General features: G+C 46.4%; 13 protein-coding genes and 1 pseudogene. 6 read left to right on the forward strand and 8 right to left on the reverse strand.

Annotated features, from left to right (window positions below; translation table 11 throughout):
* Positions 1–237 precede the first annotated feature (237 nt).
* Positions 238–417: pseudogene (locus Q8J68_RS03380) on the reverse strand (IS5/IS1182 family transposase); the annotation flags it as partial.
* A gap of 273 nt (positions 418–690) precedes the next feature.
* Between Q8J68_RS03380 and Q8J68_RS03385 the strand changes: the two are divergent.
* A complete protein-coding gene (locus tag Q8J68_RS03385; RefSeq protein WP_305310141.1) occupies positions 691–1,953 on the forward strand; it encodes a CYTH domain-containing protein in 1,263 nt (420 codons plus the stop codon).
* On the opposite strand, the gene pap is transcribed toward Q8J68_RS03385, so the two are convergent.
* Positions 1,950–3,455 carry a polyphosphate:AMP phosphotransferase gene (gene pap, locus Q8J68_RS03390; RefSeq protein ID WP_305310142.1) on the reverse strand — a complete coding sequence of 502 codons (1,506 nt, stop codon included), beginning with the start codon at positions 3,453–3,455 and terminating at the stop codon, positions 1,950–1,952. The two genes, Q8J68_RS03385 and pap, sit on opposite strands and share 4 nt — an antisense overlap.
* A gap of 188 nt (positions 3,456–3,643) precedes the next feature.
* Between pap and Q8J68_RS03395 the strand changes: the two genes are divergently transcribed.
* The 4 genes from Q8J68_RS03395 (at position 3,644) to Q8J68_RS03410 (ending at position 9,015) form a co-directional block, all read left to right on the forward strand.
* Entirely contained in the window at positions 3,644–3,904 is a 261-nt protein-coding gene (locus Q8J68_RS03395) for a 4Fe-4S binding protein (RefSeq protein WP_305310153.1), read from the forward strand.
* Between the two features lie 144 nt (positions 3,905–4,048).
* On the forward strand, positions 4,049–5,866 hold the full coding sequence (locus Q8J68_RS03400; protein WP_305310143.1) for a CHAD domain-containing protein: 1,818 nt from the start codon (positions 4,049–4,051) through the stop codon (positions 5,864–5,866).
* A 183-nt stretch (positions 5,867–6,049) separates the two neighbouring features.
* Entirely contained in the window at positions 6,050–8,125 is a 2,076-nt protein-coding gene (ppk1, locus tag Q8J68_RS03405) for a polyphosphate kinase 1 (RefSeq protein WP_305310144.1), read from the forward strand.
* Complete coding sequence (locus Q8J68_RS03410; RefSeq protein ID WP_305310145.1) at positions 8,122–9,015, forward strand: exopolyphosphatase; 894 nt, start codon at positions 8,122–8,124, stop codon at positions 9,013–9,015. The genes ppk1 and Q8J68_RS03410 overlap by 4 nt, the downstream gene beginning before the upstream one ends.
* 277 nt (positions 9,016–9,292) lie before the next feature.
* On the opposite strand, the gene Q8J68_RS03415 is transcribed toward Q8J68_RS03410, so the two are convergent.
* The 6 genes from Q8J68_RS03415 to Q8J68_RS03440 form a co-directional block, all read right to left on the reverse strand.
* On the reverse strand, positions 9,293–11,317 hold the full coding sequence (locus tag Q8J68_RS03415) for a hypothetical protein (protein WP_305310146.1): 2,025 nt from the start codon (positions 11,315–11,317) through the stop codon (positions 9,293–9,295).
* A gap of 24 nt (positions 11,318–11,341) precedes the next feature.
* Positions 11,342–11,521: a hypothetical protein gene (locus Q8J68_RS03420; protein WP_305310147.1), complete on the reverse strand. Its 180-nt coding sequence runs from the start codon at positions 11,519–11,521 to the stop codon at positions 11,342–11,344.
* A 100-nt stretch (positions 11,522–11,621) separates the two neighbouring features.
* Positions 11,622–12,056, reverse strand: a complete 435-nt coding sequence (locus tag Q8J68_RS03425) for a hypothetical protein (RefSeq protein WP_305310148.1) — start codon at positions 12,054–12,056, stop codon at positions 11,622–11,624.
* On the reverse strand, positions 12,010–12,972 hold the full coding sequence (locus Q8J68_RS03430; RefSeq protein ID WP_305310149.1) for a phosphate uptake regulator PhoU: 963 nt from the start codon (positions 12,970–12,972) through the stop codon (positions 12,010–12,012). The genes Q8J68_RS03425 and Q8J68_RS03430 overlap by 47 nt, the downstream gene beginning before the upstream one ends.
* Before the next feature lie 161 nt (positions 12,973–13,133).
* A complete protein-coding gene (aroC, locus tag Q8J68_RS03435) occupies positions 13,134–14,231 on the reverse strand; it encodes a chorismate synthase (protein ID WP_305310150.1) in 1,098 nt (365 codons plus the stop codon).
* A 25-nt stretch (positions 14,232–14,256) separates the two neighbouring features.
* Entirely contained in the window at positions 14,257–15,138 is an 882-nt protein-coding gene (locus Q8J68_RS03440; protein WP_305310151.1) for a cation diffusion facilitator family transporter, read from the reverse strand.
* 179 nt (positions 15,139–15,317) lie between these two features.
* Here Q8J68_RS03440 and Q8J68_RS03445 point away from each other — a divergent pair.
* A partial coding sequence (locus Q8J68_RS03445) for a transposase (protein WP_305310152.1) occupies positions 15,318–15,679 on the forward strand: 362 nt, incomplete at its 3' end.

A 15,679-nucleotide genomic window follows, 5' to 3' on the forward strand; every position in this document is an offset into this window, starting at 1 on the left:
AGCTTTATACCCCAATGTTACCAATTTGACGCATATCATAGTAGGATTATCCCAGATGGAAGGGATAGCTTTACTGCAATTCATATTATAGCTTTCTTGTCGCACCTCCCGGTTATTGGTTGTGGTGGTAAAAACGGTTTAATAAATTTCCATAGTTCATCAGAGAGTTCTCTGAATTCCATTAACATCCCCATAATATCATCGGGGACAATGGTATTTATAGTTTTGATATGGGCTCATTACAATAACGTCAGCTTCAGGCCTACCCCCTGAACTTGTTCTGTTCTTGTACATTGATTCCAGAATTGGACGAAACGGTTTCCAATCAATAAGTGATTCTATTTCTGCAAGCTTGTCTCCAACGGATTGAAGGCGTTTATATTCTTCATTAAGAGCAAAATCAGTTAAATCATCCATTATACTTAATTAATTTAGCTAATATTTATATTTTAGTGTAATGTTGACTGAGTTTATCGAAATCCTCTATATAATGATTATCATAAGTTATGCATTCACCCTATAGTCTGGACTTTTGCGGGGTTTAAATCCCCGGCTTTGCTATAATCTGTGTTAATCTGCGTAAATCCGTGTCAGAGTAGTTTTGGGAAATGATCAGATACCCTCAAATATGAGTTTCTTCTCCGGGCAAAGATTTAATCTTGAATCAACTCTAATATTATCAGGATAACTATGGAGATAGAAGCCAAGTTCCTGGTGCAGGATAGGGAAGTTTTCGGCAGGCTTGCAGGCCTCACATCGATCGCTTCGTTTGGGATAGGAAGTTTTTCAGAGAGCGTATTCACAGATACTTACCTTGACACCCCGGACATGGCAATATACTACGCAGGATACTCTTTCAGGTGCAGGGAAAAGCCTGGTAAGGTCACATACACTTTCAAGTCACTGGACAGCACCTGCTCCCCGGTCAGCAGGAGAGAGGAAATAGAGACATCCTTCCCTGAAAAAAGGGCGGTGGAGGAGCTGGAGGACAGCAAAGTGAAGAAGATGCTCTCCCGGATCGCCGGCTCTGGCAGGCTGTTTCCCCTTTTTGAAGTAGACCACAAAAGGAAAACATCCATGATTACGGCCAGTTCCGGGGAGATTGCCGAAATTAGCCTTGACGATGTCACAATCACCTGCGAAGGGAGCAGGAGAAGTTACCTCGAAGTTGAACTGGAGCTCCGCGGTGGTACGGAAGAAGAGCTTGACCTGCTGGTCTCTGTCATGAGGGAAGATTTTGGGCTGACCCCGGGCAGCAGCAGCAAGTTTGACAATGGAATGGATCTGTTGCAGGAAAATATCCGCGCTGATGTTGCAGGATCGGATTACAAAGTAATATCCGTCAAAAAAGAGTCAAAACCCCTTGCGCTGAAGGAAATGTTTGAGGAATACGACGTTGAAAGAGCCCATGCCCGCAAGGTCGCAGAGAACGCCCTGGAGCTCTTTGACAGCCTCGCGCCCGTACACGGCCTTGGCCCCCATCTTCGCACAGTGATGAGAATAGCAGCCCTTGTCCATGATGTGGGATTTACGACCGACATGAAGGACCATCACAAGGAAGGAAGGGACATCCTCATGGCCCACCCGCCCGCAGAGCTTCCTTTCCCCCTGCACATGATGCTTCCCTGGACCACTTTCCTCCACAAGAAAAGTATCGATGGCGCAAAGCTTGAGAAGCTGCAGACCAAAAAGGAATTTGCGGCCATGCCTGCACAGATGCAGCATGATACCCTTAAGATGGCGGCCATCCTCAGAATTGCAGACGGCCTGGATTACAGTCGCATGAACAGCAGAATAACAGCTATTGACCTGCAGCAGGACAGGGCTGTCATTAAACTGCAGGGACCCGGCGCCCGGACAGATGCGGACAGGGCAGACACAAAATGCGATATGTGGCGTTTACTGTTCAAAACGGACCTGCAGTTCAGGCCTGCCATGCAGGAGCAGGATTAAGAGGACTTATCAGGGGCATTCAGTTCCCTCTTAAGGGTTTCTGCAACTGTCTGAAGCACTTTGACCCTTGAGTGGAACTTGTCGTTAGACTCCACGATGGTCCAGGGTGCATATGATGTACTTGTCCTCTGCAGCATCTCATCCACTGCCTCCTCATACAAATCCCACTTTTCCCTGTTCTTCCAGTCTTCCGGCGTGATCTTCCACTGCTTATAGGGTGTGTTTCCCCTTTCCCTGAACCTGCGAAGCTGCTCATCCCGGTCCATGTGCAACCAGAACTTTATGATTATGGTCCCGTTGTTTGCCAGAACTTCCTCAAGCTCCCTGATCTCGCCATAGGCCCGCCTCCACTCCTGATCACTGCAAAAACCTTCCACTCTCTCCACAAGCACCCTGCCATACCAGCTCCTGTCAAAAATGGTTATTTTTCCTGCTTCGGGTATATGGCGATAGAAACGCCAGAGGTAATGGTGCGCGAGTTCCACGTCCGAAGGCACCCCTGTGGGAATGACCTTGTAAAGCCGGGGATTGAATATCTGCGCCAGCCTCCGGATGTTTCCTCCTTTGCCAGACGCATCCCAGCCTTCAAAAACTATCACTGCGGGCCTGCCCTGCCTGAACAGGTCAAACTGAAGTCCCCCCAGCTCCTTCTGGTATACTTTTTTTAGTTCTTTATACTTATGATTGGACAGTGACTTGCCCAGGTCTACTTTTTCAAGAACGGAAGGACTTAAAGGCCTGGATACGGCAGATTCTTTCCCCTGCATGTCCGGTCCTGAGTTTTCCTTCTCTGCAGTCTTTATTTTCTCTTCAAGGGCCCATATGAAGGTCTTTATGACCTTAATGGTTCCAAAGTTAAGGTCATCTGATTCAACTATGGTCCATGGTGCCTGTGGAATATCGGTTTTTTCCAGCATCCTTTCAATAAGCGGCAGATTTCTCTCATATCGGCTGGCAATCTCCCCGTCCTCCTCCTTCACAAGCAAAAGAGGTATACCCTTTTTCTTTATCGCCTCATAGCGTTCTTCCTGTTTTTCCTTGCTTATGTGCAGGAAGAACTTAATTATCAGGTACCCGCCGTCAGCAAGCTGCCTTTCAAAATATGTCAGGCCGTTGATGCACTTTGTGATGGCATCGTCTGCTGCGTCCTCATGGAGATGCTCCACCAGAGCTCTCTTGTACCAGCTTCTGTCAAAGATGGCTATTTTCCCCCTGTGCGGGATCTTTGTCCAGAAACGCCATACAAGAGGCCGGTTTTCCTCTTCGGGACATGGCTTGCCTGTGGTGTAAAGCTCAAATCCCATGGGGTTTAAGGGCATAAGGAACCTGTTGATTATTTCAGCCATGCCTGAAGCATGCCAGCCTTCAAAGACCACCATTACGGGTATTCCCATTTTCCATGCTTTTCTCTGGAGCTCACCCATGCGGATGCCAAAATCATCCATAAGCTCCTCATATTCCTTTTTCCCGATACTCTTTGAAAGGTCAATATTTTCAAGCATGCTCCACCTCCCGGATCAACATGAGACCAGCATCACCATCCCAATAAATATCCATTATATCGCCAACCAATGAAATTATTGAAACAACAAATAGGTTGAACATTATAGATATATTTATTCAGGAAACACATTTGTATGTATTCCTATATATACGTGGGTATTAAAAGGAGTGGATATTGGTGCCATGAATAAATAAAAAGAAGTGCATTGCCTGCAAGAAATGTGTCAGGAAATGTCCTGTGGATGCAATCCCCATGGTCGGGGGAAAGGCTCTTATCGATGACAATGATTGCATCTACTGTGCCAAATGTGTCCGTACCTGCCCTGTTAAAGCAATACTTAAGGATAAGGAGCACATTGACTTCGAGATAGAGTCCGGTGTAAAGAAGATGAGAAAGTCCCTCGCAAAGTCCGGGAATAAGAAAACAGAGACGGATGCTCAGAAGTAAGGTTATCCAGCTGAGAATGCAAAGGAAAGTCATTGAGGGCACCCTTAATGAATTAAAGCACCTTAAATAAAGCACCTTAAATATTAGTAGATAATATCATTACGAATAGTTGATCAAATTCTTCAGTCCTAAGGAGAGATAAGCATGCCATATACAGCACCTCAAAGGAAAAACTCAACCCTGGCAGTTTTCTCTGTCCTGTTCGGTCTCGTGTTTTCCATGACCGGGGTTTTGTACGCCTCGGTCGGGAAAGTGACGAGATTCTCTGACCCGCAGGTTATACTTGTCCTCTGCAGCCTTATAGGACTTGGCCTTGTGCTGATTCTGGCAGGTGTCAACATTGCTGCTATGAACAAGAGCAGTGGCCGCAGCAGGTCATTTCTGGCAGGCATCCTCTTTTCAGTTCTCGGTATCTTCATTTTTGTCACATATTATCCTGAAGGATGGTTCTATCCCATTGTGGCATATGCGATCATCTCCTACTCGCTGGGGATATTCCTGATACTGCTCAATATTTTCGTTAACTGTTTCACACTTCCCTATTATTCTCCTTCATGCACCAGTCCCGTAACAGGGCTATGCAATGAAGATCTTCCTGAAAATAAGGAAAGATCGGGTAGCTGGGACAATTCTGTAATGGCCAGGTTTGCAGGAATACTTCTGGCTAACAACATCCTGCCCGATCAGCCCGGTTCCATTCAGGATGACGATGACAATGAAAGTAACGGCCATATTGTGTCAGACCTGCAGAGTAAACCAGATGAAGTTGCGGATTCTTATGCGTTATCCAGGATTATTGTGAATCATGAGGCAGTCAATGTCGGTTCCGGGGCCGCAGAGGAAAAGCCGGCCGAAACTGTTCAGGAAGCGGTTCTTCCCGATGAACCTGCAAGCAGCCAGGCAGCTGCCGTTCAGCCCGCTTCAGAGAATGAAGAGGCCCCAGCAGTTGCAGATTCTCCCTTCAATGAGTTCATCTCCATGAAAAAGACAAATATCAAGCCAAGTGACACAATGCTTGAGGCTGCGCGCAAGCTGCTGATGTTCCAGTTTGGCAGGATGCTTGAACATGAGAGAGGCACCCAGGTTGGAAAAGACATCGAAGAACTTCATGATATGAGAGTTGCCGCAATGCGCATGCGCTCCGTATTCCAGGTGCTTGAGGAATACCTTGACATGAAAGCGCTTGATAAGCACCTGAATAACCTAAGGTCAACAAGAAGAGCACTCGGTCAGGTGCGCGACCTGGACGTATTCCTTGAGAAGATAGACCATTACCTTGAGAACCACCCTACCGGAATCGAGATTGACCTTAGTAAGCTCACAGACTCCCTGCACATAGAAAAAGCAAAGCGTAGAGGCATGATGCTTATATACATGGATAGTGCCAGATACGGCAAATTCAAAAACAGCTTCACTAGAGTGCTTCTCGAAAAAAGATCATGGGCCATGAAACAGGTAACAAAGAAGGGAGAGCCGATACCTGGCACAGTGAAGGATGTGCTGCCTGTACTGCTGTACTCCCGGTTTTCAAGAGTGCGCTCATATGACCATATTGTATCGGCGGAAGCATCCCCGACCCTTGAACAGTATCATCAGCTCCGCATAGATGTCAAGATACTGCGTTATACGCTTGAGTTCTTCAGGGAAGTGCTCGGCGCGGAGTCAAAGGAACTTATACAGGACCTTAAAAACCTGCAGGACAACCTGGGAGACATGCACGATGCTGCAGTTGCACTGGAGCTCCTTGAAAACTTCGAGAGATATGGCCGCTGGGGCATGACAGAAGAAGATCATGTGAAGGCTCAGGCTATCAAGGATCCTGGTGTGGAAGCCTACATGCAATATCGCAGAGAGGAGCTTAAAAGGCTTATCGCAGAGTTTCCCACCGCCTGGTCAAAAGTGATCGATAATGATTTCAGTATCACTTTCTCCCGGACAATAGCAGGAATGTATGCAAAGTGATCTGCCTCTCCCCATCCCCGGCAAATGAAAGAATGGCATATATAGAATATATATGAAATATATTAAGACAGGAGTTATCTCTGCCATTATTGTTTTCTAGATATAATTCTATGTGAAGTATTATATACGGTGTTTTCGTTCTGATTTCACATCCGATGAAAGAATTTGGGGAAATGAGCTGCAATGGTCAGAAGCAAGGATTATATAAATCGGGAAATAAGCTGGCTTTCCTTTAATGAGCGTGTGCTTCAGGAGGCAATGGACACTTCGGTGCCGCTTCTTGAGAGACTTAAGTTCCTGGGCATCTTCTCGTCCAACCAGGACGAGTTCTTCAGCGTCAGGGTGGGCACCCTGCAGAGAATGCTGGATGCAGGAGTTAAATCAAAGGCAATGGTGGGTGGTTCCCCGAAAAAGGTCATGGGGGAAGTACACGATACTGTGATCCGGCTCAGGGATAAATTCGATACGGTTTTCAGGCAGATAGCACGGGAACTTGAAAGTTACAATGTGTTCATTGTCGATGAGACCGAGCTTACCGATGAACAGCAGGCGTTTTTGAAGGCGTATTTCAATGAAAAAATAAGGCATCGCCTTGTTCCTATAATGATAAAGGACCTTCCGGAATTCCCATACCTGAGAAATCAGGCGATATATCTTGCAGTTGCAATGTACCGTTACTCTGAGCCTCAGCAATTCAACTATGCCCTTATAGAGGTTCCGACGGATGTGCTTGCTCGTTTTATTATCCTTCCGGAATGTGATAGAGGGACATGCATCATAATGCTTGAAGACGTCATCCGTTTCGGTCTTTCCGGAATCTTCTCTACCTTCCAGTATGATTCAATTAAAGCCTACACTATAAAGCTGACAAGGGATGCAGAGATGGATTTCGCTGACGATGTGACCAAGAGCTTCTTTGAAAAGGTATCAGAAAGCCTCAAAGCCCGGGAGAAAGGGGAACCTGTGCGTTTTGTCCATGACCGGGAAATGCCCGAGGATCTGCTTGATTTCATTCTGGATAAACTTCATCTGGCAGGTTTTGAAAATATCGTTCCCGGCGGCAGATACCACAATGCACGTGACTTCATGAATTTCCCTGCTGTTGGTCCGGAAACACTGAGAACACAAAAAGACACTCCTCTTCCCCACAGGAACCTCATCAGGCACAAAAGCATGTTAAATGCCATTAAGGAAAAGGATATCCTCCTGCATTATCCCTACCAGTCTTTTGGTTATCATATCGACTTACTTCGTGAGGCAGCAATAGATCCCAACGTGATAAGCATTAAGACAACTCTTTACAGGGTGGCAAAATACTCAAACGTTGGCAATGCGCTGATCAATGCCGTGAAGAACGGAAAGGAGGTCACAGTGGTCATCGAGCTGCAGGCTCGCTTTGACGAGGAGCTCAACATGTACTGGACACGGAAGCTTGAAGAGGCGGGAGCAAGGATAATTGACGGCGTGCCCAGCCTCAAAGTACATTCTAAGCTTTGCCACATCACAAGAAAGGAAGGCGATGAGCTGGTGCACTATTCATGCATTGGCACCGGTAATTTCAACGAGGATACGGCAAGAATATACTGTGACCATACACTGATGACCGCTAATAAGGACCTGACCAACGAAGTGGAACATCTTTTCGACTTTTTCAAGTGCAACTACAAGAAGTTCCTCTATAAGCACCTGCTGGTTTCACCCATGCATATGCGCAGGAAACTGCTGGCCATGATCAATAACGAACGAAAGAATGCCATGACAGGAAAGCCGGCTTACATATATGCAAAAATGAACAGCCTTGTTGACGTCCGGATGATCGGGAAACTCTATGATGCCAGCAAAGAAGGTGTAAAAATAAAGTTGATCATCCGGGGAATATGCTCTCTTGTACCGGGCGTGGAAGGATTGAGTGAAAATATCGAGGTTATAAGCATAGTGGATAAATACCTTGAGCACTCGCGGGTATTTATCTTCTGTAACGGAGGAGAAGAGAAGTACTACCTGTCCTCTGCAGACTGGATGGCGCGAAACCTTGACAGGCGGATAGAAGTCACAGCACCCATATACGATCGTGAACTGCAGCAGGAACTCAGGGATTATATGGAAATACAGTTCAGGGATAACACAAAGGCAAGAATTATCAATGAGTCACAGGATAATAAGTACAGGAAGGGAGATGAAAATGAGCTTCACCGTGCCCAGGTGGATATCTACAGGTACCTTGAAGGGAAACTCCGGGGTGCAGAGGGAAGCAGATGAGGTTTGCAGCTATTGATGTTGGTTCCAACGCTGTCCGTCTTCTTCTCTCAAGGGTGGATATCACAGGTGTCAGCCCGGTATTTGAAAGCATCTCCATGATGCGTATGCCCATACGCCTGGGGGATGATGCTTTTGTCCATGGCCATATCTCAGAGGAAAAGGTCGACCAGCTTGTAAAAACGATGATAGCATTCCGGTACCTTCTGGACGCCTATGAACCCATAGATTTCATGGCATGTGCAACCTCGGCACTGAGGGAGGCTCAGAACACTGATGATATTGTACGCAGGATTAAAAATGAAACCGGGATCGAACTTGACGTCATCAGCGGAAGGAAGGAAGCCAGGATCATATATTCAAACCATGTCGAGAAAATAATTGCCAACGATACTTCCTCCATATACCTTCACATCGATGTTGGCGGAGGGAGCACTGAACTTATTCTCTTTGACAGGAGCAAGGTACTTGCGTACAGGTCGTTCAACATTGGTGCCATCCGCATGATCGAGGGCCTTGTTCCAAAAGAAGAGTGGAACAATATGAAAAAATGGGTCAAATCCGTTACCGGAGAATACAGTCCGGGTTCTTCGGTTGGTAGCGGCGGCAATATCAACAAGGTATTCTCTCTTGCAAATGCCAAAGAAGGAACACCTCTTTCATACGATGACATTAAAAAGGTCTATGACCACCTGAAGGCTCATACTCTTGAAGAGAGAGTTGTGAAGCTCGGGCTTAAACCTGACAGGGCAGATGTCATAATACCTGCTTCAAAAATATATCTCTCTGTCATGAGGTGGGGAAATGTGGAAAAAATATATGTCCTTCAGTTGGGCCTTGCTGATGGGATCATCCATGTATTGTATGAGCGGCACAAGGACCACTATGTGTAATGAATTTTTGTTCGTAACTATTCAGCCGGATAAAAACACAATCATCCGCCATATTCGCAAATAGCCAAGAGTAAATTTGTTTAGAATTATTAATTTTGAACGTTGCGATTGATTGCGTTTTATGTTTTTGAAGCATTAGCAAACAAACACCTCTGTATCAACTAAATCAGTAGTAATAGGCACATTATGGCAGGCTGAATAGTTACCAACAAAAAATACACGCGCCCAAAAGGGCACGCAAAAAACGGAGGATAATCTGTAAAAGCTGACAGCATGGTCAGCGGGATATCAGGACGTACACAGCCATGAAAACTCCCAGGGCAATGAGAATAACGATCGCATACAGGTGGTTCTCCACAGCATCTATTGCCACGCCTTCGACCGTCCCGAAAGCCGCTGAGACTCCCTCGATGGTACCTCCAAGCAACCTGTGGATGATCTCCTGCACCTTCAGCACGGTGGCTGAAAGGGAATCCGGAAGCCAGTCTGCCATGGAGGAGTTGACTGCTTCCTGCTGCACCTCAGTAGAATAAACACTTCCCAGTGCATACACATCTTCAGTCGAATACAGAGGCTCATAGGATGTGTCATCATCTACTGCAACCGTACTTTCCGGGGTTTCATCGGTCACAACCACCCAGCCGCCATTAAGGGGATCCCAGCGCTGCTTCACTTCCACTCCTGCAACAAAGAAGGAAGACTGCGCTTCTCCCCTGTATCCATCGATAGCCTTGAAAGCTGCCCTGGCAGCAGGCAGGTCAGGAGCAATCGCCGGTTCGATGCTGTAACCCAGCTCCAGCGATGTCCCGGGGGGCAAAAGCACACCGGAAACCGTCAGCATATGAGAGCCGTTCACCTGCGATAAGCCTATGTCCCACTCGCTCAGGGGAAGCTTGCTTGCGGCAAGGCTTTCCTCTGCACTGCCGGCTACGTAATTAGCACTTTCCGGTATCACGTCACTCAGGTTAACCCAGGCAGCACGATCGCCGCTGTTCCTGATTTGGAGGTCCACCCTATAACCGCTATCCGATGGAGACAGCTTCTTTTCCATTATCACATGCGCCCCATGCACCGTAATACTGCCGGTCCCGGAACTCCAGGTGAATTCCTTCCCGAAGAAATCAGCCTTTGCCGTCACCGGACCGAACGAATATCGACCCTGTCTCAGGGGTACCAGTTTCCGGGCAATGTAGTACTGACCCTCAGGAGTAACATAACTGTAGTCCCCGTGCTCAAAGGTTTCCACGGTTATAAGCTCTTCAGGGATGTCTGCAAACGTAACGTCAACATTGTCCACCGGATAAAGACCAAGATTATAGATGTTGGTCCTGAGGAAGGAATATTCCCATGCATCCCATATCTCATAATAGACATTGCGGCTGCCTTCAGTACTGCCCCCGTTCTGGCGGACCGACCATGTGGTCATGTTGATCACATCGCCGACCACCTCCATGATGACTTTAAGCTCAGGGTCCGTGCAGCGGAAAACTGTGGCTGCGCTTGTATCATAGTACCATTTCTTGATATCGGTGCCGCCGGCAGTAGCATTTATGTAATAGTTCAGTTCATAGGGAGAGGTCCTGCCATCCCATTGCGGCGCTATCACCGTGAAATTGATGCTCTGCTGTTCCCCTTTCTCAAGGCAGCCCAGATTCTTGACAATGATGTTGTCCCGATACTCAAAATCGCCATTCCCTTTAAGTTTGAACTCTCCAAGGTTCACCTTAAGGACCGTATTCTCCACCCAGGCATTCCCTGTGTTCTTTAACGTAACCTCGACCTTCTTTTCCTGACCGGGGGCATATTGTTCCTTGGAAACATCGACGCCTTTGACCTTCTCGGAACTCGCCGCAAAACTTATCTCAAGTTCAGGCCGCCCTCTGGAGTACACTTGCAACTGCGCAGAAGGAGTGTTGTAGCCATCAACACTGATGCCTGTCAGCTCCACCTTTATCTCATTGTCCCAGTGGAACCACTTGTCACTGTCCTGTAACTCCAGGAACAGGAACTCCTTGCGGACAGCACCCTGCTTTTCAGCCGAGATCAGGGCAGACTTTGTCTTCAGGTCAAAATCATCCGCCCTGAAGGTGTATTTCACCCCTGCGACCTCCATTTGCCCTGTCCTGCCCCACTGCAGGCTAAGAGAGCCTTCACTTACCCATTCGGTACATGTATCAAGCTCATCGCAGGGACAGAAAGTATCTGCAGACACCGCAGGCACCATCAATAATAACAATAATAACAAAATGGCAAGACCTGCGGCGCAGCGTAAACTAAAATTGACATAAAACGTTTTTTTCATCTAACTCCACTCCCACTCCACATATCATGATCTTTTTGAAACGCGCCTGAAAACAACATACATAAACAGGCCATAAGCCAGCAAAGCAGCAAAAACAAAAGGAACAGCCATATTGAAGAAAGAAGATGCAGTGTACCAGCAGGTAGAATAGAATGTGTAAATGGACAATATTGACGCTGCCAGCAGACTCAACAATCTTTTCATGGTCCTAGTTAGGATTGGGCTCTTATATCCCTTGCACAAACGAAATAAATAGCAAAAAAGGATTTTATTAGGCACCTGCCAGATATATATACCTATATAGTTATCCCCGCCGGAAAACCTCATACCCGAAAACGGAGAGAGCTATGATTATGGAGGTCATTGACAGCATGAACACCATATTTGAAAACGCCTCTTTCAGCACTATCCATGACATGCCACCCAGGACATGCGTAATGCTCATCAGCAGGATAATGAGAACACCTATCGGATATATCTCCTCTCCCGTGAGGAGCTTCAGGACAGTATAACCCATAACATAATAGAAAATCACAGTAAATGCCAGATATGGCAGTACTATATCGTTCCTGACAGCAAAGACCAGGGTGGGGCTGAACTCATAAGCAAGGATGTTCTCGATACTGCCTGCAAAATAGAAAGTAAGTGCGTAATCAATGACAACTGATATTGAAAGGAAGAGGGGGATCACCCTATAATTGCGATAGATCGATCGAATATTCTGCGATATTTGATGCATAGTCCCTTATCCTGCCAAAACTGTCAATGATCATATTTATTGATGCATTATCTGCCGATTGGGCGACAATAGCAAGCCTGCCATTGATTTCCTCTCCTCTTTCAAGCAATTGGTTAGCAAGCAGATTATCAGATCTGCGTAAAGACTCAAGAGAGTCCATAAACAGATTCTGCAGATCCATGCATATCTCTTGCAACTGGCTCAGTACATCCGGCATGATCTCAGTATGCTCGTAATGCAGGGCTATTTTAGATATATGGTCTCCTATTCGCTCAATATCGTTGCCTGCCAGGCGGTAATAAAAAGCCTCTATAAGACTGAGACTGTCATTCTTTGAGAATTTCCTCAGGCTCAGCCTGCTCACAAACTGCTTTGATACCAGAATGAACAAACGGTCGATATCATCATCCCTCTTAATTATATCTTTACAGACAGAACGGTCATTGTTCTCAAATGCATCGTACATCTCCTCAAACATGAGGTAAATTATCGATGACATGCGCTTGATGCCTTTCTCGATTGTGAACTCATCGATGTCCAGGTAGTTCTGGATCACAAGCAACTTGTTGCTGCTTTCGGCAAGTTCAAGGCCAACGAGACGATTACATAAATTCTTGATCTCGTTCCCGAACTCTCCTGATAAATGCTCTCCGTGTACCTCTATAGACTTATAGTCGCCTACTATGTAGAGCCCGATGATATCTCTCTTCAGGTGTTCCAGGTTCTTATTATCTTTTATTTTCCGGATATCTCTGCCTTTTTCCACACGAGGGGGCTTTATTATAAGCGAGCCGTCGTCGTTGTAGATAATTGATAACGGAGATCCCGACTTCAGTTTTTCTTTAGAGGCCCATTTTTTGGGAAGCGTGACAATGTATGTTGATTTTCCTGTGATCTGCACTTTTCTTGTATCCATTTCGAACCACTGACTGCTCCTGTCACATTATGAACAGTCAGCAACAATATAGATGTATCCTACATAAATATATAGATGATACATAGTATATATATGCAAACCGCCGTTCCGTTAAAAAAGAAAAAAAGAAGATAAGATAAGGTAAAAGCCAGAATATGGTATTATTTCATTAAGGATTCCGGACCTATCCGCCCGGACCTTATCATATGGTCCGCGATCACAAGCGCCATCATGGCTTCGGCCACCGGCACCATTCTCGGCGGTATGGTAGGGTCATGGCGTCCATGTATCTCGATATCCACTTCGTTCATCTGCACCATATTGACACTTCTCTGGGACTTTGAAATGGATGGTGTCGGCTTTACAGCGATACGGCATATTACAGGCAGTCCTGTTGAAAGACCACCTATGATCCCACCTGCATTATTTGTATCGGGTATTATGCTTGCGTCATCGATAACAAAGACATCGTTCATCTGGCTGCCTTTCATGCGGGCACACTCAAAACCCGAACCAATTTCCACGCCTTTGACAGCACCTATGCTCATGAGCGCAGCAGCGATATCTGCATCAAGCTTACTGAAGACCGGTTCGCCAATACCTGCAGGCACCCCGGTTGCAATAATTTCCACAATGCCGCCGATACTATCACCTTCATCTCTTGCGAGCCTTACCTGCTCAAGCATTTTTTCGGCCGCTTGCATATCTGCACACCGGACAGGTGTCTTTTCGACATTTTCACGGATCCCGGTAAAAGTAACACTTCCGGCTTTCACGCCGCCAAGCTCGATAACATGGGCAAGGACCTCGACACCGTGGAGGAATAACAACTTTTTAGCAATCGCACCTGCAGCCACCCTGCCGATGGTTTCCCTGCCGGAAGACCTTCCGCCGCCCCTGTGGTCCCTGATGCCGTACTTTTCCTGATAGAAGAGATCTGCGTGTCCGGGGCGTGGGATATCCCTGATATAATCATAAGCACTTGGATTGGCGTTCCTGTTCCACACCAGCATGGACACCGGACATCCTGTGGTCATGCCTTCGAAGAGGCCGGAAAGGATCTCCACAGTATCGGCTTCCAAGCGTGGAGTTGAGACTTCGCTCTGGCCCGGTCGCCTGCGATCCAGGTCCTTTTGTATGTCTTCTTCTGAGAGTTCAAGCCCTGCAGGTATTCCGTCAACCACCACACCCACTGCTTTACCGTGTGACTCTCCCCAGGTCGTGATACTGAGCGAGTGACCAAAAGTGTTTCCTGGCATAGTGATATAGTATCCCTGAAGTTATTTATGTATGACTGTTCTCGGCGGGCTCGATATGCACGAGCACTTCCTGAATGCCTTCAAATCTTTCTTTGATACGATACTGGACTATGTGAGCTACAGTGTGTGATTTATAGGTAGGCATCCCCGGGTCGACTTCAACATGCATATCTACATAAACACAGCCCTGGGGACCACGGGTGCGTATGTTATGACAGCCCCGCACACCTTCCACCCTGCACACGACATCCGCTATCTGCGCCGGGTCAATAGACGAATGATCACAAAGTATCGAAGCGCTGCTGAATATTATCTCGACTCCTGCCCGCAGGATAACAACTGCCACCAGGACCGAGATTATGGGATCTACGAGAGGATAGCCTGCATTGATAGCAACCAGGCCCAGAAGAACTGAAAGTGAAACATAGATATCGCTTTTTGTGTGCGCAGCATCCGCCAGCAAGACTTCACTCTGCAGTTCTTTCCCTTTTCTCCTCTCGTAGGTGGTGACCGCATAGTTCACACCCATTGTGCTCAGCATTATCATGAAACTGAATGTTGTAACTTCCGGATTGGCACCATTACCGAATCGTTCAATGGCGGAGCGAACTATCTCAAAGGCCACGACTCCCAGTATGAATGCGATGAAAATAGCAGCAAGGGTCTCGAATTTCCTGTGCCCGTAAGGATGCTCTTCATCCGGCGGCTTTGAAGCGATCTGGATACCGATGAGCCCTATAACATTGGATATGCCGTCAAACAGAGAATGATATCCGTCAGACTGCATACTTAGCACGTTGGTGTACATACCATAGATAATCTTAGCAGCGGCAACGCCAAGGTTCAAAAAAAGCACATACCACATTACACGCTGTATCTTTCTGAATCTTGAAGGTGTGGTATCCATGCTAATTGATATCATTACGAAGGATATAAAATGTCTGATTTTTATCACGTTGGAGTAATAAGACCACCGTTTTCAAACGGTGGATGAATTACGTCCATTTGTATTTGAAAGATGTCTGGAATCGTATACACAGTCAAACATTAAATATATATGTCATTATAGCGTAAAATACTTCGGTTATGTTAAGAGCCTACAAGTATCGATTATATCCAAATAAATCGCAAATTGATTTCTTTGAGAAACAGTTCGGTACTTGTAGATTCGTATACAACTGGGCATTGGATCTGAAGAGTACAGCTTACAAGGATGATAATCGATCCATAAGTAAGAATGAACTTAAGAAAATGCTTCCTGATCTCAAGGTCCAATACAATTGGCTAAAGGATGTCAATTCTCAATCCTTACAGAGTTCTATCGATAACCTTGACAACGCTTTCCAGAAGTTCTTCAGGAAAGAGGCAGACTATCCTAATTTCAAGTCAAAATACAACCCTGTACAGTCTTTTCAGGTTCCACAGCATTATGTAGTGGACCTTGACAA

The organism is Methanolobus sp. (genome assembly GCF_030682845.1).
GTDB lineage: Archaea > Halobacteriota > Methanosarcinia > Methanosarcinales > Methanosarcinaceae > Methanolobus.